The 24132-nt window shown below is 70.1% G+C and carries 25 protein-coding genes and 1 pseudogene; 9 read left to right on the forward strand and 17 right to left on the reverse strand.

The window, feature by feature from the left end:
• Positions 1-19: 19 nt before the first annotated feature.
• Complete coding sequence (locus ACIA8X_RS10165) at positions 20-763, forward strand: NAD-dependent deacetylase (RefSeq protein WP_393445281.1); 744 nt, start codon at positions 20-22, stop codon at positions 761-763.
• Here the strand turns inward: ACIA8X_RS10165 and ACIA8X_RS10170 are convergent, their stop codons facing one another.
• The 4 genes from ACIA8X_RS10170 to ACIA8X_RS10185 form a co-directional block, all read right to left on the reverse strand.
• Positions 764-2002, reverse strand: coding sequence for a cytochrome P450 (locus tag ACIA8X_RS10170; RefSeq protein WP_393445283.1), 1239 nt, complete (start codon positions 2000-2002; stop codon positions 764-766). It lies immediately after the preceding gene.
• Between the two features lie 33 nt (positions 2003-2035).
• Positions 2036-3460 (reverse strand): NAD(P)/FAD-dependent oxidoreductase, encoded by a 1425-nt coding sequence (locus ACIA8X_RS10175; RefSeq protein WP_393445285.1) that lies wholly within the window; start codon positions 3458-3460, stop codon positions 2036-2038.
• Positions 3417-3641 carry a ferredoxin gene (locus ACIA8X_RS10180; protein WP_393445287.1) on the reverse strand — a complete coding sequence of 75 codons (225 nt, stop codon included), beginning with the start codon at positions 3639-3641 and terminating at the stop codon, positions 3417-3419. The genes ACIA8X_RS10175 and ACIA8X_RS10180 overlap by 44 nt, the downstream gene beginning before the upstream one ends.
• Before the next feature lie 109 nt (positions 3642-3750).
• Positions 3751-4377 carry a hypothetical protein gene (locus ACIA8X_RS10185; RefSeq protein WP_393445289.1) on the reverse strand — a complete coding sequence of 209 codons (627 nt, stop codon included), beginning with the start codon at positions 4375-4377 and terminating at the stop codon, positions 3751-3753.
• Between the two features lie 183 nt (positions 4378-4560).
• Here ACIA8X_RS10185 and ACIA8X_RS10190 point away from each other — a divergent pair, with 183 nt between their 5' ends.
• Entirely contained in the window at positions 4561-4932 is a 372-nt protein-coding gene (locus ACIA8X_RS10190; protein ID WP_393445291.1) for a VOC family protein, read from the forward strand.
• Positions 4933-4978: 46 nt separating this feature from the next.
• On the opposite strand, the gene ACIA8X_RS10195 is transcribed toward ACIA8X_RS10190, so the two are convergent.
• A complete protein-coding gene (locus tag ACIA8X_RS10195) occupies positions 4979-5467 on the reverse strand; it encodes a methylated-DNA--[protein]-cysteine S-methyltransferase (RefSeq protein ID WP_393445293.1) in 489 nt (162 codons plus the stop codon).
• A 13-nt stretch (positions 5468-5480) separates the two neighbouring features.
• Positions 5481-6962: an AlkA N-terminal domain-containing protein gene (locus tag ACIA8X_RS10200; protein ID WP_393445296.1), complete on the reverse strand. Its 1482-nt coding sequence runs from the start codon at positions 6960-6962 to the stop codon at positions 5481-5483.
• 168 nt (positions 6963-7130) lie between these two features.
• Between ACIA8X_RS10200 and ACIA8X_RS10205 the strand changes: the two genes are divergently transcribed.
• A complete protein-coding gene (locus ACIA8X_RS10205; protein WP_393445298.1) occupies positions 7131-7493 on the forward strand; it encodes an ArsR/SmtB family transcription factor in 363 nt (120 codons plus the stop codon).
• A 30-nt stretch (positions 7494-7523) separates the two neighbouring features.
• On the opposite strand, the gene ACIA8X_RS10210 is transcribed toward ACIA8X_RS10205, so the two are convergent.
• The 4 genes from ACIA8X_RS10210 to ACIA8X_RS10225 form a co-directional block, all read right to left on the reverse strand.
• Positions 7524-8003 (reverse strand): hypothetical protein, encoded by a 480-nt coding sequence (locus ACIA8X_RS10210; RefSeq protein ID WP_393445301.1) that lies wholly within the window; start codon positions 8001-8003, stop codon positions 7524-7526.
• Between the two features lie 68 nt (positions 8004-8071).
• Complete coding sequence (locus ACIA8X_RS10215) at positions 8072-9601, reverse strand: FAD-dependent monooxygenase (protein ID WP_393445303.1); 1530 nt, start codon at positions 9599-9601, stop codon at positions 8072-8074.
• A 45-nt stretch (positions 9602-9646) separates the two neighbouring features.
• A complete protein-coding gene (locus ACIA8X_RS10220) occupies positions 9647-10588 on the reverse strand; it encodes a hypothetical protein (protein ID WP_393445305.1) in 942 nt (313 codons plus the stop codon).
• Positions 10589-10761: 173 nt separating this feature from the next.
• On the reverse strand, positions 10762-11868 hold the full coding sequence (locus tag ACIA8X_RS10225) for an acyltransferase family protein (RefSeq protein ID WP_399458162.1): 1107 nt from the start codon (positions 11866-11868) through the stop codon (positions 10762-10764).
• A gap of 162 nt (positions 11869-12030) precedes the next feature.
• Here ACIA8X_RS10225 and ACIA8X_RS10230 point away from each other — a divergent pair, with 162 nt between their 5' ends.
• On the forward strand, positions 12031-12261 hold the full coding sequence (locus ACIA8X_RS10230; RefSeq protein WP_393445309.1) for a twin-arginine translocase TatA/TatE family subunit: 231 nt from the start codon (positions 12031-12033) through the stop codon (positions 12259-12261).
• A gap of 18 nt (positions 12262-12279) precedes the next feature.
• On the opposite strand, the gene ACIA8X_RS10235 is transcribed toward ACIA8X_RS10230, so the two are convergent.
• Together ACIA8X_RS10235 and ACIA8X_RS10240 are read right to left on the reverse strand one after the other, a co-directional pair.
• Positions 12280-13200: an ornithine cyclodeaminase family protein gene (locus tag ACIA8X_RS10235; protein ID WP_399458163.1), complete on the reverse strand. Its 921-nt coding sequence runs from the start codon at positions 13198-13200 to the stop codon at positions 12280-12282.
• Positions 13201-13310: 110 nt separating this feature from the next.
• Positions 13311-14102 (reverse strand): MBL fold metallo-hydrolase, encoded by a 792-nt coding sequence (locus ACIA8X_RS10240; RefSeq protein WP_393445315.1) that lies wholly within the window; start codon positions 14100-14102, stop codon positions 13311-13313.
• Positions 14103-14237: 135 nt separating this feature from the next.
• Here ACIA8X_RS10240 and ACIA8X_RS10245 point away from each other — a divergent pair, with 135 nt between their 5' ends.
• Positions 14238-15149 carry an amidohydrolase family protein gene (locus ACIA8X_RS10245; RefSeq protein ID WP_399458164.1) on the forward strand — a complete coding sequence of 304 codons (912 nt, stop codon included), beginning with the start codon at positions 14238-14240 and terminating at the stop codon, positions 15147-15149.
• A 29-nt stretch (positions 15150-15178) separates the two neighbouring features.
• On the opposite strand, the gene ACIA8X_RS10250 is transcribed toward ACIA8X_RS10245, so the two are convergent.
• The 3 genes from ACIA8X_RS10250 to ACIA8X_RS10260 form a co-directional block, all read right to left on the reverse strand.
• On the reverse strand, positions 15179-17062 hold the full coding sequence (locus ACIA8X_RS10250) for an exo-alpha-sialidase (RefSeq protein WP_393445319.1): 1884 nt from the start codon (positions 17060-17062) through the stop codon (positions 15179-15181).
• A gap of 103 nt (positions 17063-17165) precedes the next feature.
• Complete coding sequence (locus ACIA8X_RS10255; protein ID WP_399458165.1) at positions 17166-18461, reverse strand: phosphatidylserine/phosphatidylglycerophosphate/cardiolipin synthase family protein; 1296 nt, start codon at positions 18459-18461, stop codon at positions 17166-17168.
• Positions 18462-18542: 81 nt separating this feature from the next.
• On the reverse strand, positions 18543-19508 hold the full coding sequence (locus ACIA8X_RS10260) for an alpha/beta fold hydrolase (RefSeq protein WP_399458166.1): 966 nt from the start codon (positions 19506-19508) through the stop codon (positions 18543-18545).
• A gap of 239 nt (positions 19509-19747) precedes the next feature.
• Between ACIA8X_RS10260 and ACIA8X_RS10265 the strand changes: the two genes are divergently transcribed.
• Positions 19748-20473 (forward strand): hypothetical protein, encoded by a 726-nt coding sequence (locus tag ACIA8X_RS10265; protein WP_393445325.1) that lies wholly within the window; start codon positions 19748-19750, stop codon positions 20471-20473.
• A gap of 8 nt (positions 20474-20481) precedes the next feature.
• On the opposite strand, the pseudogene ACIA8X_RS10270 reads toward ACIA8X_RS10265, so the two are convergent.
• Positions 20482-20667, reverse strand: a pseudogene (locus ACIA8X_RS10270) (macro domain-containing protein); the annotation flags it as partial.
• 203 nt (positions 20668-20870) lie between these two features.
• Between ACIA8X_RS10270 and ACIA8X_RS10275 the strand changes: the two are divergent.
• Both ACIA8X_RS10275 and ACIA8X_RS10280 read left to right on the forward strand, forming a co-directional pair.
• Entirely contained in the window at positions 20871-22016 is a 1146-nt protein-coding gene (locus ACIA8X_RS10275) for an MFS transporter (RefSeq protein WP_393445327.1), read from the forward strand.
• A gap of 184 nt (positions 22017-22200) precedes the next feature.
• On the forward strand, positions 22201-22764 hold the full coding sequence (locus ACIA8X_RS10280) for a TetR/AcrR family transcriptional regulator (protein ID WP_393445329.1): 564 nt from the start codon (positions 22201-22203) through the stop codon (positions 22762-22764).
• Between the two features lie 92 nt (positions 22765-22856).
• Here ACIA8X_RS10280 and ACIA8X_RS10285 read toward each other — a convergent pair whose 3' ends face one another.
• Positions 22857-23162, reverse strand: a complete 306-nt coding sequence (locus tag ACIA8X_RS10285; protein WP_393445331.1) for a response regulator transcription factor — start codon at positions 23160-23162, stop codon at positions 22857-22859.
• 319 nt (positions 23163-23481) lie between these two features.
• On the opposite strand from ACIA8X_RS10285, the gene ACIA8X_RS10290 reads away from it, so the two are divergent.
• The gene (locus ACIA8X_RS10290) at positions 23482-24126 is read left to right on the forward strand and encodes a YitT family protein (RefSeq protein ID WP_393445333.1); all 645 of its coding nucleotides are present in this window, start codon (positions 23482-23484) and stop codon (positions 24124-24126) included.
• Positions 24127-24132 lie beyond the last annotated feature (6 nt).

A 24132-nucleotide genomic window follows, 5' to 3' on the forward strand; every position in this document is an offset into this window, starting at 1 on the left:
CCGTCCTACCCTCGGCACCATGAGCAAGCCTCTCGTCGCCCTCCTGAGCGGCGCCGGTATCTCCACCGACTCCGGTATCCCCGACTACCGCGGGCCGAACGGACTGTGGCGGCGCGATCCGGAGGCCCAGAAGCTCGTGACGTACGAGTACTACATGGGTGATCCGGAGATCCGGCGGCGCTCCTGGCAGATGCGGCGGAAGAACCGGACGCTGAAGGCGGAGCCCAACGCGGCGCATCGGGCCGTGGCCGAACTGGAGACGTCCGGCGTGCCGGTCAGGGTCATCACGCAGAACGTCGACGGGCTGCACCAGCTCGCCGGGATGCCCGCCCGCAAGGTGCTCGAACTGCACGGCAGCGCGCGGAGTGTGGTCTGCACGAAGTGCCATGTGCGGGGGCCCATGGAGGACGCCCTCGCGCGGGTCGAGGCCGGTGAGGACGACCCGCCGTGTCTGGAGTGCGGCGGGGTCCTGAAGTCGGCGACGGTGATGTTCGGCGAGCGGCTCGACCCGGTCGTCCTCGGCGAGGCCGTCGCCATCACCAAGGCATGCACGGTGTTCATCGCCGTCGGCAGCAGTCTGCAGGTGCAGCCCGCCGCCGGGCTCGCGGGCGTCGCCGCCGACCACGGCGCGCGGCTGATCATCGTCAACGCCGAGCCGACGCCTTACGACGACCGCGCCGACGAAGTCGTACGGGAGCCCATCGGCGCCGCCCTGCCGGAGCTGCTGCGCCGGCTCGGGACGACGAGCGGCCAGGTGACCTGACTACTGGGCGCGGATCCCGTCGCAGGCGATGTGCAGCTGCCGTGGTCCACGCAGTACGGCGTTCTGCCGGTACGGGGGCGGGTCCTCCAGCAGGCGGGGGTTTTCCAGCCTCCGGGCCAGTTCCGACAGGGCCAGCTGGGCCTCAAGCCGGGCGAGCGGTGCGCCGAAGCAGCTGTGGATGCCGCTGCCCAGACCGAGGTGCTGGATGTCCCGGCGGTCCGGGTCGAAGCGGTCCGGGTCGTCGAAGCGCAGGGGGTCGCGGTTGCCGGACGCCAGGACCAGCCAGAGGGAGGCGCCCTTGGGGATGGTGACGCCGCGGACCTCGATGTCGGCGAGGGTGGTGCGCTGCGGCACCAGCTGCACCGGGGGCTCGAAGCGCAGCAGTTCCTCGACGAGGGGCACCGCCAGCCGCGGATCCGCACGCAGCCGCTCCAGGACGTCGGGATGGCGCAGCAGGGTCAGCATTCCGTTGGTGATGAGGTTGACGGTGGTCTCGTGCCCCGCGATCAGCAGCAGCGCGGCGGTGCTGAGCAGTTCCATCGTGGTCATCGGGCCGTCCTCGCCCTTGGCCGTCGCCAGCTGGGAGAGCATGTCGTCGCCGGGCTTCTTGCGACGCTCCTCGATCAGACCGGCGAGGTACATGCCCAACTGCATCCGGGCGTCGTGTGCGCCCTTGCCCCGTTCGGCGGGATCCGCGTCAGGGTCGGGGTCCAGGCTCGCGGCGAGGGTGTCAGCCCAGGTGTGAAAGCGCGCCTCGTCCTCGCGCGGCACGCCGAGCAGCCGGCAGATCACCGTCACCGGGAAGGGGTACGAGAACTCTTCGACCAGGTCGATCCGGCTCGGGTCGCCGATGCCGTCGATGAGGCCGGACACGATGTCGTGGAGCTCTCCTCGCATCCCGTCGACCCGGTGGGGAGAGTGCGGCGGGCCGAAGGGCCGGTTGGTCATGCGGCGCATCCGGTCGTGTTCCGGCGGGTCGAGCCGCAGGAAGCCCGGCGGGAGGGCGCTCTCCTCGGGGGCCGGCTCGGCCAGCGGGTCGGCGGCGTTGGAGGCCAGGTTGCGGGCGTCGGAGCTGATCCGGGGATCGTGCAGGAGGCTGCGGATCTCGTGGTAGGTGCTGATGACGTACGGCCCGTCGGCCTCGTGGAGCACCGGCGTCTTGCGCAGCTCCTCGTAGATCGGGTACGGGTTGGCGCGGTTGGCATAGTCCAGGATCTGGTGCAGCAGGGATTGCGTCATGGCGAGTTCCTAGAGTCCTCGTGGCCGTGCGGGTCAGTGCGCCGGAGTGAACGTCATCCGGCGGTCGGCCGGCGAGTATCCGCTGAGGGTCACGGTGGGCCCGTGGGTGGGGACCGACGGGTCGGGGAAGTCCGCGTCGATGGGCCGCTGTCCGTCCGGGCGCCGGTCGACCGTGGTGAACGGCGGCGGGAACGGCGCGGTCGTCTCGATCAGCTCCTGGTAGAACGGCAGCCACCGGGCATGGTCGAAGGCGACGGCGCCGATGACGCGCCCTTGGTAGCCGTAGACGCCGAGGAACCGGTGGTCCTTGAGCGATCCCTGTGAGATGAGGATCTCCGTCCCCATCGACGGCACCCCGACCGACTTGATGTTGACTCCGAACTGCGAGGACCAGAAGGCCGGCACCTCCATGTGGGGGATGCGGTCGGTGCTCTCGCTGAGCATGTTGTGCGCCGCGACCCCGGCTTGGGTGACGGCGTTGCCCCAGTGCTCCAGGGACAGGAACTGGTAGCCGAAGAGGGGGTGGGGGCAGCGGGCGACGTCGCCCGCCGCGTAGATGTCGTCGGTGACGATTCCGCGGATGTCGAAGGCGCGGCAGCCGGCGTCGCAGGCGATGCCCCGGGGGCCGGCCCCGAGTCCGGACCCGGCGAGCCATTCGGTGTTGCGGGCGGCGCCGAGCGAGACGATCACCACGTCGGTCTCCACGGTGGAGCCGTCGGACAGATGCGCGGCGCGCACCCGTCCCGCGGCGTCGCCCTCCAGGGCGGTCACCATGACCCCGCACCGCAGGTCCACACCCTGCTCGCGCTGCATCTCGGCGGCGACCGCGCCGACCACCCCGCCGAGTGCGCCGACCAGCGGCGCCGCGCCGCGTTCCGCGACGGTGACGGGGAGGCCGCGTTCGCGGCAGGCTGAGGCGATCTCCGATCCGGTGAACCCGGCCCCGATGACCAGGACCCGCTTGGGTCCCGCGTCGAGTCGGCGCGCGAGCGCGGCGCTGTCGTCGCGGGTCCGCAGCACGAAGACGCCGTCGAGTTCCGCCTCGGCCTCGTGCGGCCACGGTCGCGCCCGTACGCCGGTGGCGATCAGCAGCCGGTCGTACGGCACCTCGTCGCCGTCGGCGAGCCGTACCCGCCTGGCGGCCATGTCCAGGCCGCTGGCCGGGACGCCGAGCCGCCAGGTCGCGTCGATGGATCGGCTTCTGGGCAGCGCGGTGCGGTCGGCGGTCGCCCTGCCCAGCAGCACCTGCTTGGACAGCGGGGGTCGGTCGTACGGCTCGTGGGGTTCGTCGCCGATCATCGTCAGGGAACCCGCGAAGCCCTCTTCACGCAGGGTTTCCGCAGCCCGCAGGCCCGCGAGCGAGGCGCCGACGACGACGATGCGGCCCTCGCGCTTGAGCTGTTCCAGGGATCCGTCACCGAGCACCGGACACCGCCTCGGCAGGTGCGTCCACCGCATCGACCAGGATGGCCTGGACGGGGCAGGCCGCGGCGGCCTGTGCCAGCTTCTCGCGCTGTGCCTCGTCGGTGTCCGGGTTGTACAGCAACGCCTCCTCGCCGTGCATGGCGAAGATTTCGGGGGCGAGGAACGCGCACTGCGCATACCCCTGACAGCGGTTCAGATCGACGGCAATCCTCACCAAGGCTCGGTCCTCTCCAAAGGCGCGGTCGCCCCCCTGCGACCACCCTCGGTGCCCGGAGGGGACGCGGCGATAGGAGGGGACCGTCCGGGTGAGCGGGTGCGGCCGGTCAGGTCGTGTCGGCGGGCCGCGGCCCGCTGGTGCGCCGGCCCCGGAGGATGTTCAGGCTGACGACGAGCGCCCAGGCCGGGAAGACCAGTTCGCTCCAGGGCACGTCCGCTCCCACCACGAGCAGCGTCAGGCCCGCCAGGTAGCCGAGGACCACGAGCGGGCGCGGGAGGGCGCCGAGCCGTCGGCCGATGGTCGAGGTCGTGATGATGAACACCGCCGCCATCCGCATGGCGTACGTGGTCAGGAGGTTGTAGGCGAAGTCGCGGCCGAACGGAGACCCCTGGCTCTCGTCGAGTACGGTCCCGGCCGCCGCGGCCGCGCCGAACAGGGCGGCGACGAAGACCAGTCCGCTGCCCAGGAACACGGTGGCGAAGAAGCGGTCCTCGCCCTCGCCGACCTGCTCGCGCACGGCGCCCATGAACCACAGGAAGGCGATCCCGGCGAACGGGAGCAGCTCCAGCGCCGTCCGTACGGCGCTCCGCTGTGCGGCGTCAGCGGTCACGTCGACCCCGCCGGGCAGGGCGATGCGCACCAGGACGATCGCCGTGGCCATCAGGATGGCGAACACGACCCCGGCCACTCCGGCGGCCCAGGGTGTCGCGAGACGCTCGTGCTTCTGCTGCATGGTCTCCCGCTTTCTGCCTGCTCTCCTTCGTACAGACACCAGCGATCCGACGGCTCGCGCCACCGGGGTCACTCGGGAGGAAGACCCCGGTGGGCCATACAGGCCATGGCTGCCGGTCGGGTCCGGCCAGTTGCCCTGCAAAAGGCGGTGCGCGGGCTCGGCGCGTCGATCAGAATCCGTGTCATGACCTCAAAGATCCGCCATATGACGATCGACTCCGCCGACGCCTACGGCCTGGCCGGCTTCTGGTCCCGGGTGCTGGGCCTGCCCATGCACGAGGACAACGAGCCCGGCGACGAGGACGTGCTGATCGAGGGGGCGGGGCTGCTGTTCGTCACCGTCCCGGAGCCCAAGACCGTCAAGAACCGGGTGCACCTGGACCTTCAGCCGGATGATCGCACCCGGGACGAGGAGGTCGAGCGGGTTCTCGCCCTCGGTGCCACGCTGGTCGACGACCGCCGCAGGCCGGACGGCACCGGCTGGGCGGTCCTCGCCGATCCGGAGGGCAACGAGTTCTGTGTGGAGCGCAGTGCGAAGGAACGGGCGGACGGCTGAGGCGGGCGCTTGAGTACGGCGCTGTTCCCACCCGCTGCGGACCGGCTCAGAACAACGCCGTTCCGCTCTCGAAGTCCAGCAGGCGCTGCTTGCGGTCCAGGCCGCCGCCGTATCCGGTGAGGCCGCCGTTCGCGCCGACGACGCGGTGGCAGGGGACGACGATGCCGATCGGGTTCTTGCCGTTGGCGAGGCCGACCGCGCGGGAGGCGCCGGGGCTGCCGAGGGCGTCGGCGAGATCGCCGTACGAGCGGGTCTCGCCGTAGGGGATCCGGCGCAGCTGGCCCCAGACCCTGCGCTGGAACTCGGTTCCGTTCAGCCGCAGTTCGAGGGTGAACTCCTTCAACTCGCCCGCGAAATAGGCCTCCAGCTGGTCCATGGCCGCACCGAAGGGAGCCTCGTCCCGCTCCCCGAAGCTCCCCTCGGGTGGGCGGTGGCGTTGCTCGGTCATGTAGAGGCCGCACAGGGCGCGGTCCTCGGCGACGAGTGTCAGGGGGCCGTACGGGCTGTCGATGACGGTGTGCTGCTTCGTTGACATGTGCTCAGACTCCTTAGACCGGGAGGAAGTTGATGGGGTGGCTGTCCGTCGCCCACAGATACTGGACCGCGTAGGCCCGCCAGGGGCGCCAGGCCGCCGACCGGGCCGTGAGGGCCGCCGGGGTGGACGGGAGGCCCAGCTCCTGGGCGGCGCGGCGGATGCCGAGGTCGGTGGGGAGGAAGGCGTCGGGGTCGCCGAGGGCGCGCATCGCGATGACGTCGACCGTCCAGGGGCCGAAGCCGGGGAGGGCGAGGAGCCTGGCCCGGGTCTGCGGCCAGTCGCTCTCGGGGCCCAAGTGCACGTCACCGTCGGCCAGTTGACGCACCAGCGTCGTGAACGTCGTACGGCGGGTCCGCGGCATCGCCAGTGACTCCGGGTCCACGCGGGCCAGCGCCTCGGGGGCCGGGAAGAGGTGGGTGAGGCCGCCCTCGGGGTCGTCGACCGGCTCGCCGTGGGCGGTGACCAGGCGGGCCGCGTGGGTACGGGCGGCGGCCGTGGAGACCTGCTGGCCGAGGACGGCCCGTACGGCGAACTCGGCCTCGTCGACCGTGCGCGGGACCCGGCGGCCGGGCGCCTTGTCGATGAGGGGCGCGAGCAGCGGATCCGTACGCAACTGGTCGTCGATCGCGACCGGATCGGCGTCCAGGTCGAGCATCCGGCGGCACCGGCTGATCGCCACGGTCAGATCGCGCAGGTCGCCGAGGGTGAGACGGCAGGCGATGTGGTCGGGCTGCGGGGTCAGCGCCACGATGCCGTGGCCGTACGGCAGCCTGAGCGTGCGCCGGTACGCGCCGTCCCGCCACTCCTCGACCCCGGGGACGGCGGTCGCCGCGAGGTGGCCGAAGAGGTTGTCGGGGTTGAGGGGGGCGCGGAACGGCAGGCGCAGGGTCAGGGCGCCCGTGGTGTTCCCCGGGGTGCTGCGGGGTGTGCGGGCGCGCAGGTCGGTCGGGGAGATCGCGAAGACCTCGCGGACGGTGTCGTTGAAGGTGCGGATGGAGGCGAAGCCGGCCGCGAAGGCGATGTCCGCCATGGGCAGGGGCGTCGTCTCGATGAGGAGGCGGGCGGCCTGGGCGCGCTGGGCGCGGGCCAGGGCGAGCGGTCCTGCGCCGAGTTCGGCGAGGAGCTGGCGTTCGATCTGGCGGGTGCTGTAGCCGAGCCGGGCGGCGAGGCCGGGCACGCCCTCGCGGTCCACGACGCCGTCGGCGATCAGGCGCATCGCCCGGGCCACGAGGTCGGCGCGCTGGTTCCACTCGGGGGAACCGGGGCTGGTGTCCGGGCGGCAGCGCTTGCACGCCCGGAACCCGGCCTGCTGGCAGGCGGCCGCGCTCGGGAAGAACCGCATGTTCTCGGGCTTGGGCGGGACCACCGGACAGCTGGGCCGGCAGTAGATCCCGGTTGTGACGACCGCCGTGAAGAACCATCCGTCGAAGCGGGCGTCCTTGGACTGGACGGCGCGCACGCAGCGCTCCGTGTCGGTGTGCATCCCCTTCTGCATGCGTCCAGCATCGGCCACGGAGGGCGACGGAGGCTGGCGAGAATCCGACATCAACCTCGGTTGTCCTGGCAGCCGCCGGATCACCCCGGGTGGGCGGACCCATCGGACGCCGGCCTGACGCATGAATAATCATTCATGTGTTCAGGTGTGGTGAGTAAGATGCCCCGCATGGGTCATGGAGCCGTCACCACCACGCAGGACGCCACCGAGCGCGTACGCCTGGACGCGGCCAACGTCGCCAAGGTGGCCACCACCCTCCAGGCCCTCTCCACCCCGTCCCGCCTGCTGATCCTGGCGCGCCTGCGCGAGGGGCCGCTGCCGGCCACGGAGTTGGCGGCGGAGGTGGGCATGGAGCAGTCCGCGTGCTCCCATCAGCTGCGGCTTCTGCGCAATCTCGGCCTGGTGGTCGGTGAGCGGCGCGGCCGTTCGGTCGTGTACGCGCTGCACGACCACCATGTCGCCGAGCTGCTCGACCAGGCCGTGTACCACGTGGAGCATCTGCGCCTGGGGATCAGCGACGCGGCCGAGTGAGGCGCTCGCCCCGCCGTACCGGGTCGGCGGTCATGACTTGGTCGGGGCCGGGGTCGGGCCCACGCCCCGCAACTGCTGGATTTTTCCGCCCAGTCGGGGGCGGAGCTGCTCCAGCAGCTTCGGTTTGGCGCTGACCACCCAGCGGGTGCCGACGAGGTACTTGCCGCCGTACACCGCGGCCGCGTCCAGCCAGGTGAGCTTGTACTTCTCCTGAGGGAACGTGGTGATGAGGTAGTCGCCCTTCGCCGTGTGGCAGACGCCCTCGCGCAATTCGTCCGCGTCGGTCCGGATCTTGACCTTGCAGCCCGTCAGTCCGGCGATCACCTCGACCTTCGCCGGGGCCACGACGCCGGCCACGGTGGCGGCGACGTTCGTCGGACTGCCCTTCGCCGCGGGCTCCTTGTCCCCACCCCCGCCGCACGCCGCCGTGGACAGGAGCAGGAGAACCAGCCCGCCTGCCGTGGCGACGCGGCCGATGCTTCCTCGCGATGACGGCACGAAGGGTGGCACGGAGCTTCCTCGGTGTGACTGCACGCAGAGGGGTACGGATCAACGGCGCGAGCTGTTCACCCCGTGTGTCACGCGGACTCGATCGGCAGCCAGCGTTCGACGTAGGCCCGCAGCCCCGCCGGCTCGGTGCCGCTCGCGACGTAGCCGAGGTGGCCGTCGGGCCGTACGAGCGCCTGGGCGACGCCCGGCCAGGGGCTCCCATCGCCGAGGCGGTGCACGGTGATCAGGTCCTCCCGGCCGGCCAGAATCGGGGCCAGCCGCTCATCCGGCCAGAGGTGCGGTGGTCCGGTCAGGAGCAGATGCCAGCCGGGGGCGGCGACCCGGGCCTGGAGGCCTTCAGGCCGGTCGGGCAGCCGGTCGCCGGCTCGCGGGCCGCGGCGGGGCCGTCGAGGGCCCGTCGTCGAGGCGGGGCTGCGGCGGTAGTGGATGCCGAGTTCGGAGACGGTACGGAAGGCCCAGGCGCGGGGTGCCCTCGCCCGCATCGCCAACGGGGCGAGGCGCGGGACGAGTTGGGAGCGCGCGAACCTCAGGACGGGATGCGGACTGGTACCGATGGTGAAAGCGCGGTCGGTGAAGCGGCGTACCTCGCGGCCGACCGGGTCACGTTCGCTCTCGTACGTCTCCAGCAGCTCCCGCGGTGCGGCGCCCCGGCACACCAGGGCCAGCTTCCAGCCCAGGTTGAGGGCGTCCTGGATGCCGGTGTTCATGCCCTGCGCCCCGGCCGGGCTGTGGATGTGGGCCGCGTCGCCGGCCAGGAAGCAGGACCCGGAGCGGTAGTGGGCGGCCCCGCGGTTGTGGAGCCGGAAGTCGGTCATCCAGACCGGATCCCGCAGGACCAGGCCCTGCGCGCCGTACCGGTCGGCGATCCCTTGCAGGAGCGGCAGGGTCACCTTGCCGTCCGGGGCGTCGGACGGCCGCATGGCGAGCAACCGCCAGGGTGCCGGCGTACCGAGCGGGAAGAAGAACAGCACCCCTCCCCCGTTCATGAACGAGTGCACCGCGCCCGGCTCCAGCCCGTCGACGTCCAGGTCGGCGAGCAGATACGTGTGCGGATAGGAGTACCCCTCGAAGTCGATGCCCGCCTCGGCGCGCACGGTGCTGTGGGCGCCGTCGCAGCCGACGACGTAGCGCGCGGCCACCGTCTCCCCCGTGCCGTCCCGACCGCGCAGCCGGCAGACGACGTGCGAGCCCTGCTGCTCAAGCCCGATCAGCTCCGTGCCGCGTTCGACCGTCACCTCCCGCTCGGCCAGGTGCTCACCGAGGACGTTCTCCGTCTCGGCCTGCGAGAGGAACAGCAGGAAGGGGTACGGGGTGTCGGGGAGCCCGATGTCGAAGAGCGGTACCGACACCGTGCGCCGGGTCAGGTGCATCCGCAGCTTCACCGCCGGGTTGCCGCGGGCCACCAGCCGGTCGGTCACGCCGAAGCCCGCCAGCGCCTCCAGGGTGCGGGGCTGGATGCCGAGGGCCCGGGACTCGCGCACACGGTCCAGGGAGCGGTCGACGATACGGAACCGGGTCCCGTAGGCGCGCAGTTGCGCGGCGAGCGCGAGTCCTGTCGGTCCCGCGCCGACCACCAGTACGTCCAGCGGTGCCGTCATGGGTCCACGGTAAGCAGGGCGGCGTGTCAGGGCTTCACGCGGGTCTCATTTCGTGCGGAAGCTCAGCACGGCGCCGTCCTTGTTCACGGCTACGGCCTTGACGGTGAGCTCGCCGTTCTTGTCGCCGAAGGTTCCGCTGCCGCCGGAGGCCAGTGAGGTCTCCCCCACGGCGCCGCCGGGGTCGTTGTTGCGCACTGTTGCCTTGGTCTCCGTCAGCGACACACGCAGCTTCCATGCGCCGACCGTGAGGTGGACCTGCTTCGTCACCAGGATCTCGCAGTCACCGTCCGCGCAGGCGGCGACGTCCGTGCCGTCGGCGGCCTTGGGCAGCGGTCCGGGCGGGGCGCACTCGGGTGCGGCGCGGTAGGCGGCCGAGAGCTCCGGCTCCTTTGCGGCCACGGCAGGCAGATCTGGCCTGGGCGTCTTCAAGGACGCGACCAGGTCGCCGACTCGTCCGGCCCGGTCGACCGAGTCCTCCGCGGGGCTCGTGTACCCGCCGGACTCGCTGAGCCCGGCGACCTTCGGCCGGACCCTCGCGACCTCCTCGGTCAGGCCGTCGTACAGCCGGTCCGCGGCGGCGATGCCCGACGGCCGTACGTCATTCAGTGCCCCGGCGACCTCGTCGAGGGACGACGACGTCTCCCACAGGTAGCTCATGGCGGTGAACTCGGCGCCGATCAGTGCGTCCTCGGGCGGGTCGGTGATGTCCTTGACCGCGATCGCGCTGTTCGTCTTCGCCGTCTCGAAGAGCTCCGTGGCCTCACACATCTGCCCGGCCCACTTCGTCAGCGCCCGGCTCGCAGCGGTGGACTTCGCCGGGGCGGACTTCGACGCGGTGGGCTTCGAGGCACTCCCCCGGTCCCCCGCCGAGCCGTCACCGCCCGCCCCGTCCGACGTGTCCGACGCCTCCGATGAGCAACCGCCCACCGTCAGCACGATCCCGGCCACCAGCAGGGCGCAGCGCCCCGCCCTCGTCGACACCCGCATCGCCCGTCCCCTCTCCACCGCTCCGGCTCAGCCGCCCGCCATCATCGAGCCGCCCTCTCGGGAGCCCTCCCGAGATCCAGCTCCGCTCCCCCGAACGGGTCACCGCGCTCCACGGCCGCCGGCGCGCCGACCGCTCGGCGAGGAGAGGAAGGAAGGGCACACGGCGGCCGTGGCTACGTCACACGGCGGAAGACCCGCTGTACGGCGGGGGCGCACAGCGCGGTCATGACCGCCGCCGCGATCAGCGTGACGACGACCTCGCCGACCGGCTGCCGGAGCCAGGCGCCGTCGTACCAGCCCCAGAACTCGGCCCCCTGGGCGACGAAGCCGTGCAGCAGGTAGCCGCACAGCGTGCCCGCGCCCAGCACGGTGAACCACGTCCGGCGCCCCGGCACCCAGGCGAGAAAGCAGGCCACGAGGACGACCGAGCAGCCGAAGGTGGCCAGGGTCATCACGGGTCCGCACCAGGCCGGCACGCCCAGTTCCCGTGCGCTGTCACTGTGGAAGAACCAGGCGTAGTTCATCCGCGGGGCCGCCCAGTACGCCACGGCGAGCGCGCAGACGAGGACCGGCGCGGCCAGGAGGCGCACCTCGCGACGGCGCACGAGCGCGAAGTGCTCCGGCTTCAGGGACAGCCCCAGCACGAAGTACGGCAGGAACTGCAGCACACGCTGGAGGTCGAGGTCGTCGCCGATGGACGGTGAGACGGTCGCCAGCATGGCGAGGGCGAGCGCGACCGGCATCGGCCACCGCAACAGTCGCCAGACGGGCGAGGTCAGCCGCCAGATGAACAGCGCCGCCAGATACCAGGTCAGGTACAGCGGGTCCAGCAGGCTGATCGGCCGGTCGGGGTCCTGGGAGGTCCATCGGGTGAGAAAGGTGTACGCCACCTCGAAGACGACGTACGGCACGACGAGCCCGGTCAGCAGCCGCCTGACCCGCTCCGGGCTCGCGTCGAAGCCGCGCGAGAAGTAGCCGGAGAGGGTGATGAACACCGGCATGTGGAAGGCGTAGACGAGCATGTACAGGGCGGTGACGGCCCGGCTGCCCTCACGCAACGGCTCCCATGCGTGTCCCGTCGCCACCAGCAGGATCGCCAGGTATTTGGCGTTGTCGAGGTGGGGGTTCCGCGGCTCGACGCGTCTCGCTTCCTGCCCTGCGGACGGCAGCGGCTGCCGCCGTCGTTCCGGTACGGCGGTGGCGTCAGTTACCGGTGCGGCGGCGTCGGCTACCGGGGTGGCAGTGGCGTCAGTTACCGGTGTGGCATCGGCGCGGAACATTGGCAGCACCCTAGCCATACATCTGAGCGGTCGCACAAGCCCGCCGCCGGACGCGAGTCCGCGGCAGTCCCCGGCCCACCTGGCAGCAGCCGCAGCTCCGCCATGGCATGCTGCCCTACCTGCGCCAACACGGCATCCGGCTCACCAGAAGGACAGGACCTCATGTTCGGACTGAGCGAACTCGCGATCATCCTCATCGTCGTCATAGCCGTCCTCTGCGCGAAGAAGCTCCCCGACCTGGCCCGTTCGGCGGGCAAGTCGGCGCGCATTCTCAAGGCCGAGGCCAGGGCGGCGAAGGACGAGGACGATCCGGCCACGCCCCGGGTGATCCAGGGGGAGACCGTCACGCCGGACGAGTCGAAGGACCAGGGGACGCAGCAGCCTCGGCCGTGACCGGAGGGCCGGGCCAGGTCAGCCGAGGAACTTGTCGGCCAGGAGTCGCGCGAGGGCCCAGTCCTGCATGGCGACGCCGACCGACTTGAACACGGTCCGCTTGCGCCGGGCGACGGCAGGAGCGGTCAGTGCCGAGCCCAGTTCGGTGAGGTCGTCCTCGGTGAGGGCACCGGACCGAAGGGCATGGATGATCTCGCCCGCCTCTTCCAGGACGGCGTCGCGTTGGTCGATGATCACGGTGCTGTCGGCCAGCAGTTCGTCAGGCAGTTCACGCATGCCGGGGCGGAAGGCCCCGATGGCGTTGACGTGCACCTGTGCGGGCAGGGCGGATGCGGGGAAGAGCGGACGGGTCGCGGGCGTGGCGCAGCACACGACATGGGCGTCACCGACGGCGGAGACCGGGTCCGTGGCGACGCGGATCTCGGCGCCGTCCAGCTCGGCTCGCAGGGTGTCGGCCAGGGCCTCGGCACGCGCGGGAGCGGTGGCGACCACGGTGAGGCGGCTCAGCGGCCGGACGGTGTGAACGGCCCGCACCTGGTCGAGGGCCTGGCCGCCGGCGCCGATCAGGGTCAGCCGATCGGCGTCGGGCGCGGCCAGGAGGTCGGTGGCGACGCCGACGGCGGCGCCGGTGCGCAGCGCGGTGACGGCGCCCGCGTCGGCGACCAGGTGGTCGAGCCGGTCCAGGGTGCTCCACACGACGGTGCCGGTGATCGCGGGTGCCCGGTCGAAGTTCACGCTCAGGGTCTTGACCATGGCGGACTCGGTCGGCCGGTGGTGGGCCGACATGACGAGGAACCGTCCGTCCCGCAGTGCGGTGCGGGTCGGCATCTCGAACTCCCCTCCCGCAAGGCCGACGAAGCCGCGGCGCACGGCATCGATCGCCTCGCTCATCGGCACGGCCTCACGGATCTCCTGCTCACCGAGGCTGATGGTCTTCATGGCACTCCGTCCGCTGGATCGGGAATCTCCTCGTGCGCTGGTCAGGAGACAGAGCGTAGAAGGCAGGTGGGGCGAGGACGCGGTCAGCCTCCGTGAACAGGGATCTGGCCTCAGCCCCGCTGCCCCCAGTCCAGTCGGTCGACGAGCCCCGCGGCGGCGAAGGCGTCCCGCAGTTCGTCGTGGCCCTCGGTGAAGTGGGTCCAGCTGTCGTAGTGGACGGGGACCACCCGGCGGGCGCCGAGTATCCGGGCGGCTTCGGCGGCCGTAGCGCTGTCGAGGACGAGGGGTGCGCCGTCGAAGAGGGCGGCGAAGCGGGGCGCGCCGGCGAAGAGGACGGCGGTGTCCACGGGCCCGAAGCGGTCGGCCGTCTCCCTGACGGCGTCGAGGGAGGCGTTGTCGCCGCTGACGTAGACCGTGGGTAGTCCGTCCCCCGTCAGGACGAAGCCGACGACCTGCCCGGTGAACGCCTCGACCTCCTCCCGCGGTCCGGGGCCGTGGACGGCGGGGACACCGGTCACGGTGACCGTGCCGCCGTCAGGACGGTCGAGTTGGACCGACTCCCAGTCGGCCAGCCCGGTCGCCTTGCCGCCGAGGCGCTCGCCACCACCCGGGGTGGTGAGGGTGAGCGGCACGTCGGCGAGCAGGGCCCGGCCGGAGTGGTCGAGGTTGTCGGCGTGCTCGTCGTGCGACAGCAGGACCACGTCGACGGGGCCGAGTTCGGCGGGGTTGGCGGCGGAGGGGGCGGTCTTGGTCAGGTGCGGGCGGCCCGACTCCGGGTATTCGCCGGGAGCGTCGAAGGTGGGGTCGGTGAGAAAGCGCAGGCCGCCGTAGTCGAAGAGGGCGGTGGGGCCGCCGAAGACGCGGACGGGGAACTGCTCACGGGTCGTCTCAGAGAGAGCCACGAAGAAACACCTCACGGATGGGATTGGTTTATCCGTGATAGACCGTAGTCGCCTCTCACGGATGCAGACAAGCTGTACCGTGAGATTCGTGAAGGGGTATGGACCGCCATCTCATCAACAGCGATCGTGGGCGACGTGAACGATCACCACAGCGCACCTGCCGCCGACGGGCACCGGGACACCGGCGAGGTCCGCCGTTTCTGGGAGCGGCTCGGGCTCCCCGGGCTGGTCGACGTCCACACGCACTTCATGCCCGAGCGCGTTCTGCGCAAGGTATGGGACTACTTCGACGCGCTCGGAACGCTGACCGGCGGACGCGAATGGCCGATCACCTACCGCCGGCAGGAAGCGGAACGGACGGCCCTGCTCCGGGAGTTCGGCGTACGGGCCTTCACCGCGATGCTCTACCCGCACAAGCCCGGCATGGCCCGGTGGCTGAACGGCTGGGCGGCCGACTTCGCCCGCCGCACCCCCGACTGCCTGCACACCGCCACCCTGTACCCCGAGCCGGACGTCGAGGCATACGTCCGGGAGGCGGTCGAGGCGGGTGCGCGCGTCTTCAAGGCGCATGTACAGGTGGGGGCGTACGACCCTGCCGATCAACTCCTCGATTCGGCTTGGGGGTTGTTGGCCGAGGCCCGGATCCCCGTGGTGATCCACTGCGGCTCCGGGCCCGCGCCCGGCAAGCACACCGGCCCCGAGCCGGTCGCGCGGGTCCTCGCCCGGCACCCCCGACTGCGGCTGATCGTCGCGCATCTGGGAATGCCGGAGTACGAGGAGTTCCTCGGGCTCGCCGAGCGGTACGGGGAGGTACGGCTGGACACGACGATGACGTTCACCGACTTCGCCGAGGGGTTCATGCCGTTTCCCCGGCGGGCCCTGCCCAGGCTGGCCGGGCTCGGCGACCGCATCCTGCTCGGCTCCGACTTCCCCAACATCCCCTATCCGTATGTGCACCAGCTTGACGCCCTGGAACGGCTGGGCCTCGGGGAGGAGTGGCTGCGGGCCGTGTGCCACGACAACGCGGCGGAGCTGTTCGGAGTGTGAGCTGCCGCAGCACGACGGCCCCGGGGATGTCAGCCGCCTGCCGTCACCTGGTCCATCGGCAGCCACAGGGCGGTGTTCGCGGACGGGCCGATGTTCGTCTGGCGTACGCGGGTGAGCTCGGCGTCGGTCAGGGCACGGTTCCAGACACGGACCTCGTCGATGCCGCCGGTGAAGAACGCCCGGCTGTCCATGCGTTGGCCGATGTGCACGCCGAACGGCGAGTTGCGGCTGACGGATCCGGACACGTCGGCCGTGCTGAACTGCGTACCGTCGATGAAGAGGGTGAGCCGCCCGCCGCCGCGGCGCAGGGCGAGGTGGTGCCACCGGCCGTCGTTGTGCGCGGCGGTGGTGCTGACGGACGCCGACCGCACGGTCGTCGCGCCGCTGCGCACCGTCATCAGACCGCGCACCCGGTTGCTCGCCGGTTCGCCACGCAGCCAGAACTGGGGCTGGCTGCCGCCGATGCCGCCCATCCACAGCAGGGGCTGCTCACCGGTTCGACCGGTGTAGCGGAACCACAGGGAGGCCGTGAAGTTCTGGGTGCCGAGCGCGAGTTGGGTGCGGAACGGCAGGCGCACCGCGTCGTTGGCGCCGTCGAAGGCCAGTGCGCCGCCGAACCGGCCGGCCGTGGGCGAGGCCCCGCCGAGTACGCTCGCAGGCTGGGCGGACGGGGCACGGTCGGCCGTCGTCGGGTCAGGGCCGCGGCGCGGTGTGAGCCACTCCTCGTTGAAGCGGGCGAAGCGGATCTCGTCGCGGGCGTCGACGGCGCCGCCCTCGTACATCAGCCCCACCACGCCGCCACCGATGAGCACCAGGTCGGAGTAGCCCGCCCAGTCCTGGGTCACGACGGTGCCGCGGTCCACGCTGTCCCAGGTGCTGCCGCCGTCGTAGGAGGAGCGGATCATCATGGTCCGGCGGCGGTCCGGGTCGCCGGGGCAGGACAGCAGGGTGCGGTCGCCCAGTTGCAGCACCGCGCCCTGGACCTGCGGCGTGTAGAGGTTCGGGACGGGGCGGAACCGGACGACGAAGCTGTCGCCGCCGTCCTCGCTGAAGGTCTGGGTGCGGTGGCCCAGATCGGTGCCGTCCTGCTCGCGACCGCTGATCACGATGATGCCGTCGTTGCGCTCGGTGAGGGTGACTTCGGACGGCTTCTGACGGAAGGTGCCGTCGGTGGCGACGGGCCAGGAGTCGGTGGCGCCTCTTCGCCAGGTGGTGCCGCCGTCGTCGCTGACGATGAGTGCCGCATGGTTGGCGGTGACCCGGCTGCCGTTCCAGGTCTCGGTGTTGACGCCGAAGACCAGTCGGCCGGGGTGGCTTCCGTGGGTGAGCTGGATCCCGTGGACGGGGCCGGTGGCGTACCAGGAGTTCCAGTTCGGGGGCATGATCTGGGCGCTCAGGTCACGCGGCCGGGACCAGGTGCGGCCGTCGTCGTCGCTGTACTGCAGGTGGGGCCTGCGTTCGCACGGGACGGCGCAGCTCCCGCCGTCCGCACTCGCCGGGTTGTGTGTCTGCGGGAGCAGGATGCGGCCGGTGGTCCGGTCCACGACCGGGGCCGGGTTGCCGTGGGTGTCGCCTGCACCGTCGCTGACGACCTGGAGCGGACCCCATGTGCGGCCGCCGTCGGTCGAGCGTTTCAGCACGATGTCGATGTCCTCCGCGTCACCGCAGCTACGGTGACGTCCCTCGGCGAAGGCGAGGAGCGTGCCTTGGGTGGACTGCACGACCGCCGGGATCCGGAAGCACGCGTAACCGCCCGGATCCTGGGACGCCTTGAAGATGACGCGCTGCTCGAACAGCGGTACGGCGCCCTGGGCGGGTTGGGCGTGGGCGGGGCCCGCGAGGACCGCCATCGCCACCAGGACGACGCCTGCGGCGAGGTCGGCTCTCAGACGTGCGCGAAGCCTCGACGGCATGGAGGGCCCTTCATCTCGCCTGCTCACCCGGACATTTCCTGTCCGATTTACTCACAATTAGGCGGAATTGGTGGCGATGACACGCCACGCGGCCTCCAGAACGTCACCCGCCACAGGCGGCGCGGATCCGGTAGAAGGTGCTCAGGTACCTGGAGTGGTAGGACGCACTCGTGATCCGCACGATCGCCTCGTCGGCCGAACGGAGCGACGACCCGGTCAGATTGGCGCTGCCCGTGTAGACGCGCGGGGTGAGAGCACCGTTGTAGTCCCCGTCGATCAGGATCTGCTTGTTGTGCGGACGGACCTCGATCCCGGGGCCGTTGGGAATACGGCATCTGCGGTGCTGGATGCCCGCGGCGTTCAGTCGGCTGGTGATCGTGGAGTCGCTGTCGGCGTAGATGATGTCGATCCAGCACCCCCGGCCGCGCAACTGGGCCAGCTTGTCGGCGACCTGACGGCGGGAGCCGAAGAAGCTGTGCGTCACGATGCGGATGTCGGTCTGGTGCGGCAGCCCGTCCGCGCCGGTGTAGGCGCAGCTGACCTCGTTGAGCACGCTGACGACGGTGTCCGTGGCCGGGTTGTGGTACGACGCGTCACCGCGTGGGAAGAAGTAGCCGCGGTAGGTCGAGCCGGTCGGTGTGGAGAAGTACGCGTTGTTGTCACCGCGCGCGAGGGTGCGCCCCTGGCGGAGCCGCTCGTGATACGAGACGTAGCCGTTGTACACCGCACTGTCCGTGAAGGTGACGGCGTCGTTGAAGGACTCGACCTTGTACCAGTCGGAGAGGTTCGAGGAGGTCTGGAACACGACCCTCTGATAGCTGGTGCCGTCGTCGAACGGCCCGATCCGCGAGAAGGTGAAGAACTTGTTGTGGTTGTACGCCGGTTGGGGCGGAGCCACTGCCAGGCAGCCGCGCTGGACATCGTCCACGCCGTCGGCGTCCTCGAACCTGTCGTCGCAGACGACGATCCACGAGCGGGCACCCGTGCTGGTCCCCAGCACGGACCTGAGGGACCGGTACGCCGCGTTGCCGAACTCGGCGCCGTCAGGACCCACATAGGTCGAGTCGTCGACGATGAGTCGGACGTCGACGCCGCGCCCATGAGCGGCGATCAGGGCGTTCGCGACCTCCTGGTCGATGAACTCGTGCATCGCGCCACGGATCTGCGCCCCGGCCGGCGTCGCGTCGATCAGCCGAACGAGCTGGGTGAAGACCGCCTTCTGCTGCGCCGCCGTGCCCAGCGGGTCATTGAACACCGGCCCGTTGACGACCGGCTTGGTCAGTGCCGCGGCCGGCGTCGCCCCACCGACGAGCAGTGCGGTCACCAGGGACAGGACAGCGGCGACTGTGGGCAGCAGTCGGCCGGTGAGGGGCCTGGCGCAGGCGGGCAGGAAGATCACACATCGAGAGTTCCTTGCCGCGATCCGCGGCTGTCTGATTGTGTGTCACATTCATTCGGACGGCGCACAGCGCACGGGTGCTCATCGGGAGCAAGCCGTGAGGAACTCGATGAGCGCTCGGTTCACGTCGTCCGGACGTTCCTGCTGGGTCCAGTGGCCGCAGCCCGCCAGCTTGACGGGCTTGCGCCACAGGTTGGGCATCAGGTCGGGGAGGCGCTCGATGAACTCGGGCGTGCCGGGGAACGCCGGGACCATGTCGCGGTCGCCGTAGATGTACAGGGCGGGCGGGGTGACGACGGCGCCGTGCCAGGGAGCGGTCAGTTCCCAGTTGCGGTCGAGGTTGCGGTACCAGTTGAGTGCGCCGGTGAAGCCTTGGGAGAAGCTCTCGGTGAGTGTGTCGAGGTCGTCCTCGGTGAACCAGTCCGGCAGCACCTCGGGGTCCCGCATGTCCGCGAGCCAGCCGCGCTCGGGGTCGACCAGCGGCTGCTTGCCGTGGTCTGCGGCGGGGGCGTCGCCGGAAGCGCCGTAGAAGAACTTCCGCAGGGTGGTGCGCGTGTCCCGCGCGAACTCGGCGTCGGCCACACCGGGACGGTTGAAGTAGTTCCAGTAGAACCGGCCGCCGAACCTCTCCTCCATGGCGGCCAGCGGCGGCTGTGCACCCCGGGACGGGGGCGGCACGCTCAGGCCGGCCACGCCGAGCAGCATGTCCGGCCGCAGCAGCGCCGTGTGCCAGGCGACAGGAGCCCCCCAGTCGTGGCCGACGACGTACGCCTTCTCCTCACCCAGGGCCTGGATGAGGCCGACCACGTCACCGACCAGGTGGAGGATGGTGTACGCGTCGACGGCGTCGGGGTGGTCACTGCGTCCGTATCCCCGCTGGTCGGGGGCGACCACGCGGAAGCCCGCGTCGGCCAGCGGGCCGAACTGGTGATGCCAGGAGTGCCACGACTCGGGGAACCCGTGCAGGAGCACCACCAGGGGGCCTTCGCCCTGCTCGGCGATGTGCAGCCGAACGCCGTTCACGTCAACCAGTCGATGCTCAACCATGTGGATGAGTGTGCGGGCCACGATTTTCGGACGATTGCGCGGGCCGTGGCGGCCCATCGGGAGGCCCGGGGCCGTGGTCCCGTCGACGGTGGCCGAATGTCACCTCAACTGGCGTACAAGCAGGTGGAGTTGGGCCGTCGGCTGGAGAGACTCCTGAGACGGGCCGGGGCCAGGCGGCGTCGTGCGGTCATCGCGAGCCCTCGGCCGACCGGGGCGGGTGACACGGAGAGGGGACCCGAGTGAGCGGTGCGGGGGACGGGACGCCTTCGGGGCGGCGGATGAGTGTGGGGGAGATCGCCGCATTGGTCTCCGCGGCCACCGCCGTCGTCGGCCTCCTGTTGGCGATGTTCGGCGTGCCGCTCATCGGGGGCTCGCCATCGGGCAACCGGCCCACTACCGCCGGCGGCGCCGCCGCGGCATCGGCAGCACCGGACAGGTCCGCGTCGACCGCGCCGCCGACCGACCCGACGGCAGCATCCTCCGCGCTCCCGAGCGGCTGGCGCCGGGTCGACGCACCCGACCTCAGGGCCGCCTTCGCCCTCCCCGACAGCTGGACTCAGGACGTCGACAGCGACATCCAGAGCAACTGGAGCTCCCCGGACGAAAACCACGCGATGAGCCTCAAGCGGGACCTGTCGTACGGGTCGACGCCGAAGGCAGCCGGCGCCGGACAGCTCAAGTGGTACCGCGACACGTCCGTGTCCCGGATGGCCGACCTCAAGGTCGTCACCCACCCGACCCGGCAGAACGGCAAGGACGCCCTCTGGCTGGAGATCGACTACCACTGGGCCGGTCAGGACGAACCCCGAAAACGCGTCGAGCTGTTCGTCGCGGGCAAGGCCGGCCACGTCTATCAGCTGCTCTTCGACACCGCGGCCACCCCCGGAAAACTGGCGACTCAGAAGCAGCTGTTCGCCACCGCACGCGCGCATCTACTCATCGACCAGAGTGTGCGACCGACCTAGCTGAGCGGCACCGTCTCCACCGCGATACGAGCCGCATGCTCCATCGGCCACCTGTACACGCCGGTGGAGACCGCCGGGAACGCGACCGTCCGCGCGCCCAGTTCGTCGGCGACCCGCAGGGACTCCCGGCGACCGGACGCCAGCGGCTCGGAACGGTCCTCGGTGGCCGACCAGACCGGACCCACGGTGCGAACGGCCCTCCTTGAATAGACGCGACGACTAGTCTAGTCTCCGTGAGTAGACGCAACGGTAAGTCTTGTCTTGTGTTTCCCTCCCGTTGCTCGCTCTACATCCACACTCACGAGAGGCCACTTCAGTGGGGAACTCGACCGTCCGCGCCGTCAGCCCGCCAGGCTCCTCGACAAGGGCCCGCGGCAGCGGTCTCGCCGTATTCAGCGTGGCCTTCGCCTTCTGGATCACCATGGCGGGCACAACGGCACCCACACCGCTCTACCCGCTCTACGGAGACGCCTTCGGTTTCACCCCGTTCACCGTCACCGTGGTCTTCGCCGTCTACGCCCTCGGCGTCGTGGTCGGCCTGCTCGCCTTCGGGCGGCTCTCCGACCAGGTGGGACGGCGTCCGGTACTGATCGCCGCAACCTTGCTCTCCGTATGCGCCGCGGGCGTCTTCATACTGGCGCAGAACGTCGCGGCGATGCTCATCGCGCGGGTTGTCTCAGGCTTCTCAGCAGCCCTCGTCACCGGTGCGGCCACTGCCTCTCTCGCGGAACGGCTCGGCCAGAACAGCCGGGTCAAGCCCGCCACCCTCGCCCTGTTCGCGAACATGGGCGGACTCGCATGCGGCACCCTCCTGGCGGGAATCCTGGCGGATCTCGCGCCGTCCCCGCTGCGTACACCCTGGGTCGTCATGCTCGTCCTCGCGGCCATCGGCGCGCTCGGCGTCCTGCTGCATGGTGAGAGTTCGGACCACCGCTCCGGCTTCTCGCTTCAGTTCCAGCCTCTGCACGTTCCCGCCGAGATACGCTCGGACTTCCTGCGCTCGGCAATGACCGGCGGTGCCGGATTCGCCGTACTCGGGGTACTGACCGCCGTGACGGGGCTGTTCGTGGGGACCGTGCTGAACGAGTCCAGCCACTCCCTGACCGGGCTCGTGGTCTTCATCGCCTTCGCCTGCACGGCCTTCGGCCAGCTTCTGGTCCGTACGCTCAAGCCCGGCACCGCACTTCCCGTGGCCTGCCTCGGCCTGATCGCCGCCGCCGCCCTGATCGCCGTGGCCATGGCCACCAGCACCCTGGCCCCCTTGCTCGTCGGGGCCGCCGTGAACGGCCTCGCGACGGGCATCGCCGTCGGCCACGGCATCGGCAGCATCACCACGCGCAGCGCACCACAGCACCGGGGCGCGTCCGTCTCCACCTTCTTCGCCATCCTGTACTCGATGCTCGCGGTGCCCGCCATCGGCGTCGGCGTCCTGATCCGCCAGACCGGCCTGCGCCCCGCAGGCGAGACGTTCAGCGCCGTGGTGGCCGCACTCGCACTAGGCGTACTGCTCAGCCTGGTACGTCCCGCCGGCAAAGCCGCATGAGCCGGTTCGCCCACATCGCATCTCGGTGAACCCGGCCGTGCCAAAATTCAGGGACCCGCACGACTCGAAAACCCGAAAGGTTGAAGGAACCATCAGCGCCACGCGGAAACCCCAACCGGCCTGCGACCAGCACCCCGTCGTCAGCCGAACCGGTCCTCGACGCAGCGAGAGCGTCCGGCTCGCGGTGCTGCACGCCGCGGACGACCTCCTGGTCGAGCGAGGATTCGCCGCCCTGACCATCGAAGGCATCGCCCAGCGCGCCGGCGTGGCCAAGCAGACGATCTACCGCTGGTGGAAGTCGAAGGTCGACATCCTCCTCGACACACTCACCGACGATGCCCGCGAGGCGCTGGAGTGGCGTACCGGCCAAGGCAGCCCCGAGGACGACCTCACGGACCACCTTCAGCGCGTGGCCGACTTCTTCGCAGAACCGGCCGGCCAGGTGATGCAGGCTCTCCTCGGGCATGCCCAGTTGGACAAGGAAACTGCAGCCTCGCTGCGTGACGGTTTCCTGCAGGACCAACGCGAGCGCGACGTCGCCGGCCTGGGCGCGCTCCTCGCACGCACCCTTGACTGCACCATCGTCGACGACCGGCTCGTCGACCATCTCGTGGATCTGCTGCTCGGGCCGCTGTACTACCGGGTTCTGGTGTTCGGCAAGCCGATCGACAAGGAGCTCGTGGACACCACGGCCCGGCTCGTCCTCACGCTGGCCCGCGAGTGTGCCTCCACTGAACCTGGAGCCTGAGGCCGACTGCGCCGGCACCCTGTCGGCCAACTTTGACGGTTGTGTGCGAGTGGCCCCCGACGTATCTGTCGGGGGCCACTCGCACACAACCGTCAGTGCAGGCTGATGGAGCCGTTGCGGATCCCCGCGATGACGGCCTCCGTGCGCGAATTGGCGCCCAACTTGATGAAAATTGAATGCAGGTGGACTTTTACGGTGCGCTCAGAAATACCGAGTACCCTTCCGACCATCCTGTTTGAATAGCCTTCCTTGATCCCGTCCAGAACCTGTCGCTCCCTGGGCGTGAGAACAGGTGCAGTCTGCCCGACTCCTTCACCGGACTCCCCGTTTCTGAGGTCTCGGTCAGTAGAAACTCCCTCGGAAGTCGGACGAACTATCAGAGACTTCCTCAGAGACATGTATCCCCCTGTCACGCAAAGATTACGCCTTACGACATCATCCTATAGTCCAGGCTCAAGTAATCCGTTCAAACGTGGGTTACATCACAGGAAATAGTTGCAAGCTGAACGTTTCTCAAAATATTCCGTGCGGGAGCTGTCGGACGCTTGCCAGGCGCGGCGCCCCATCAGGGGGACGTCAACGAGTCGCCGATTCCACTTAGTGAAAGTGTACGATGCACGGAAAGCACTGGATTAACTCGCCCCCGGCACCCTAGAGTGGACAGCGGAAGCGAAAGTCTTCCGCCGTACCACTTATTCCCTACGGGGAGGTGAGCCGATGCTCTTAAATCGAGAACGGCGCAACAAGTACTGGATCTACTCAGCCGGCTGCCTGATCTTCTCGGCCGGTGCCTATCTTTTCATTCATTCGAGCATGGGAACGGATCCGCTCGATGTGTTCGCGCTCGGCCTGATGAGGCACATTCCTGTCACAGTGGGGATATCGCAGACTGCGGTGGCTGTGATCTGCCTTGTGATCGTGGCGGCCTGGACGCGGAAAAGACCGCTGCTCTCACCGCTTTTCACTTTCTTCTTCTGCGGCACCATCATCGACCTGCTCCGCTGGTCAGACCCCGCGCACGGCCTGCACATCACCGCGACCGGCATCCTCACCCTGGCCGTGCTCCTGTGTGCCTACGGCTCGGCCCTCATCATCATGAGCGGGTTCGGCATCCGTGCCATCGATCTGCTCGCCATCACCATGAACGCTCGATGGCGCTGGCCCTTCTGGGCAGCGAAAGGGCTCATCGAAGTCGGTCTAATGACATCGGGACTCATCATGGGCGGCCCCATCGGAATGGGCACGGTCTGTTTCCTCGTAGGAGTGGACCTCCTGATCCAGCCCTTCATCAGGGTGAATTCTGGAGTGCTCCGGATACCGAATTTCGGGCTGCCCGAGCCATTGGCAGAACCAACCCGCTGACCTCAA

The sequence above is a fragment of the Streptomyces sp. NPDC051738 genome (assembly GCF_044453205.1).
GTDB lineage: Bacteria > Actinomycetota > Actinomycetes > Streptomycetales > Streptomycetaceae > Streptomyces.

What these genes read in the sequence shown, in the direction of transcription:
- ACIA8X_RS10165 (WP_393445281.1), top strand. Translation starts at nt 20, where the DNA reads ATGAGCAAGCCTCTCGTCGCCCTCCTGAGCGGCGCCGGTATCTCCACC.
- ACIA8X_RS10170 (WP_393445283.1), bottom strand. Translation starts at nt 2,002, where the DNA reads ATGACGCAATCCCTGCTGCACCAGATCCTGGACTATGCCAACCGCGCC.
- ACIA8X_RS10175 (WP_393445285.1), bottom strand. Translation starts at nt 3,460, where the DNA reads ATGCGGTGGACGCACCTGCCGAGGCGGTGTCCGGTGCTCGGTGACGGA.
- ACIA8X_RS10185 (WP_393445289.1), bottom strand. Translation starts at nt 4,377, where the DNA reads ATGCAGCAGAAGCACGAGCGTCTCGCGACACCCTGGGCCGCCGGAGTG.
- ACIA8X_RS10190 (WP_393445291.1), top strand. Translation starts at nt 4,561, where the DNA reads ATGACCTCAAAGATCCGCCATATGACGATCGACTCCGCCGACGCCTAC.
- ACIA8X_RS10195 (WP_393445293.1), bottom strand. Translation starts at nt 5,467, where the DNA reads ATGTCAACGAAGCAGCACACCGTCATCGACAGCCCGTACGGCCCCCTG.
- ACIA8X_RS10200 (WP_393445296.1), bottom strand. Translation starts at nt 6,962, where the DNA reads ATGCAGAAGGGGATGCACACCGACACGGAGCGCTGCGTGCGCGCCGTC.
- ACIA8X_RS10205 (WP_393445298.1), top strand. Translation starts at nt 7,131, where the DNA reads ATGGGTCATGGAGCCGTCACCACCACGCAGGACGCCACCGAGCGCGTA.
- ACIA8X_RS10215 (WP_393445303.1), bottom strand. Translation starts at nt 9,601, where the DNA reads ATGACGGCACCGCTGGACGTACTGGTGGTCGGCGCGGGACCGACAGGA.
- ACIA8X_RS10220 (WP_393445305.1), bottom strand. Translation starts at nt 10,588, where the DNA reads ATGCGGGTGTCGACGAGGGCGGGGCGCTGCGCCCTGCTGGTGGCCGGG.
- ACIA8X_RS10225 (WP_399458162.1), bottom strand. Translation starts at nt 11,868, where the DNA reads ATGTTCCGCGCCGATGCCACACCGGTAACTGACGCCACTGCCACCCCG.
- ACIA8X_RS10230 (WP_393445309.1), top strand. Translation starts at nt 12,031, where the DNA reads ATGTTCGGACTGAGCGAACTCGCGATCATCCTCATCGTCGTCATAGCC.
- ACIA8X_RS10235 (WP_399458163.1), bottom strand. Translation starts at nt 13,200, where the DNA reads ATGAAGACCATCAGCCTCGGTGAGCAGGAGATCCGTGAGGCCGTGCCG.
- ACIA8X_RS10250 (WP_393445319.1), bottom strand. Translation starts at nt 17,062, where the DNA reads ATGCCGTCGAGGCTTCGCGCACGTCTGAGAGCCGACCTCGCCGCAGGC.
- ACIA8X_RS10260 (WP_399458166.1), bottom strand. Translation starts at nt 19,508, where the DNA reads ATGGTTGAGCATCGACTGGTTGACGTGAACGGCGTTCGGCTGCACATC.
- ACIA8X_RS10285 (WP_393445331.1), bottom strand. Translation starts at nt 23,162, where the DNA reads ATGTCTCTGAGGAAGTCTCTGATAGTTCGTCCGACTTCCGAGGGAGTT.
- ACIA8X_RS10290 (WP_393445333.1), top strand. Translation starts at nt 23,482, where the DNA reads ATGCTCTTAAATCGAGAACGGCGCAACAAGTACTGGATCTACTCAGCC.